At 66.4% G+C, this 1,398-nt stretch carries 1 protein-coding gene; it reads left to right on the plus strand.

Annotated elements, in window-relative coordinates; genetic code table 11:
- The first annotated feature begins 146 nt into the window (after positions 1-146).
- On the plus strand, positions 147-1,388 hold the full coding sequence (locus ACP4J3_RS50650; RefSeq protein WP_426545052.1) for an IS256 family transposase: 1,242 nt from the start codon (positions 147-149) through the stop codon (positions 1,386-1,388).
- Positions 1,389-1,398: the final 10 nt, after the last annotated feature.

Genomic DNA, 1,398 nt, shown 5'->3' on the forward strand with positions numbered 1-1,398 from the left:
GATGGCGTCCCTTGACGTGGTGTAGCCGATCAAGGTGAGGGGGTGCGCCGGGGGCGTATGCCGATGGGTTTTCGCTCCCTGCCCGCAGGGTGGGCCATCGTGCAACTCTCCGTAGTGAACGGGCAGTTCAACACGGGAGGTGCAGGATGGCCCTGTCTCAGCATGACTTACTCCGGCTGCTTGAGTCACTACGTTCGGCGGACGGGCTCGAACTCGTCCGCCATGTGGCCGAGCGGATGCTCCAGGAGCTGATCGAGGCCGAGGCCACAGTCCGGATCGGCGCGGAGTGGAACGAGCACACCGAGACGCGCACCGCGCTTCGCAACGGCCACCGCGACAAGACGCTCAGCACCCGGGCCGGCGATCTGGACCTCGCGATCCCCAAGCTCCGCTCGGGCAGCTTCTTCCCCGCCCTGCTGGAGCGACGCCGCCGCATCGACCAGGCCCTCTACGCCGTCATCATGGAGGCTTACGTGCACGGCGTGTCCACGCGGTCGGTCGACGACCTGGTCAAGGCCCTCGGCGCGGACACCGGGATATCCAAGAGCGAGGTCTCGCGGATCTGCCAGGACCTGGACGGCCAGCTGACTGCGTTCCGTGCCAGGCCCCTGGACCACGTCCGCTTCCCGTACGTCTATCTGGACGCGACCTACTGCAAGGCCAGGGTCGAGCACCAGATCGTCTCCCGCGCCGTGGTGATCGCCACCGGGATCACCGAGGACGGCGGCCGGGAGGTACTGGGAGTGATGGTCGGCGACAGCGAGACCGAGGTGTTCTGGACCGAGTTCCTGCGTCACCTGCGCGAACGCGGTCTGACCGGGGTCCGGCTCGTCATCGGCGACCACCACTTGGGGCTGGTAAAGGCCATCCGCAAGGTCATGCTCGGGGCCGCCTACCAGCGCTGCAGGGTTCACTTCCTGCGCAACGTGTTCAGTGTGATCAGCAAGGAAGCTGCCGAGATGGCCGCCGCCACGATCCGCACGATTTTCGCCCAGCCCACTGCGGATGCGGTCCGCACCCAGCTCGACACCGTCGCCGACATGCTCGGCACACAGTTCCCCAAGGTCAAAGAGATGCTGCTGGAGGCGAAGGACGACCTGACCGCCTTCGCCGCCTTCCCCGAGCGACATTGGAAGAAGATCCAGTCCACCAACCCGCTGGAGCGGATCAACCGCGAGGTCAAACGCCGCACCGACGTCGTCCAGGTCTTCCCCAACGACGACGCACTCCTGCGGCTGGTCACCGCCGTGCTCTTCGAACTGCACGACGAATGGATCGCCTTCCCCCGCCGCTACCTGCCCGAAGGCAGCATGGACCAGCTTTACCCCGCCCAACGCCCCGAAAGCGCCCCCGCGCTACCCAACACCACCAACACGACCGCCGGATGATCGGCTACAC

Origin of the sequence: Streptomyces sp. UG1, assembly GCF_049974585.1 — a bacterium.
GTDB lineage: Bacteria > Actinomycetota > Actinomycetes > Streptomycetales > Streptomycetaceae > Streptomyces.

Bases quoted from the DNA above. Each gene is read 5' to 3' on its own strand.
- ACP4J3_RS50650 (WP_426545052.1), top strand. From the start codon at position 147: ATGGCCCTGTCTCAGCATGACTTACTCCGGCTGCTTGAGTCACTACGT.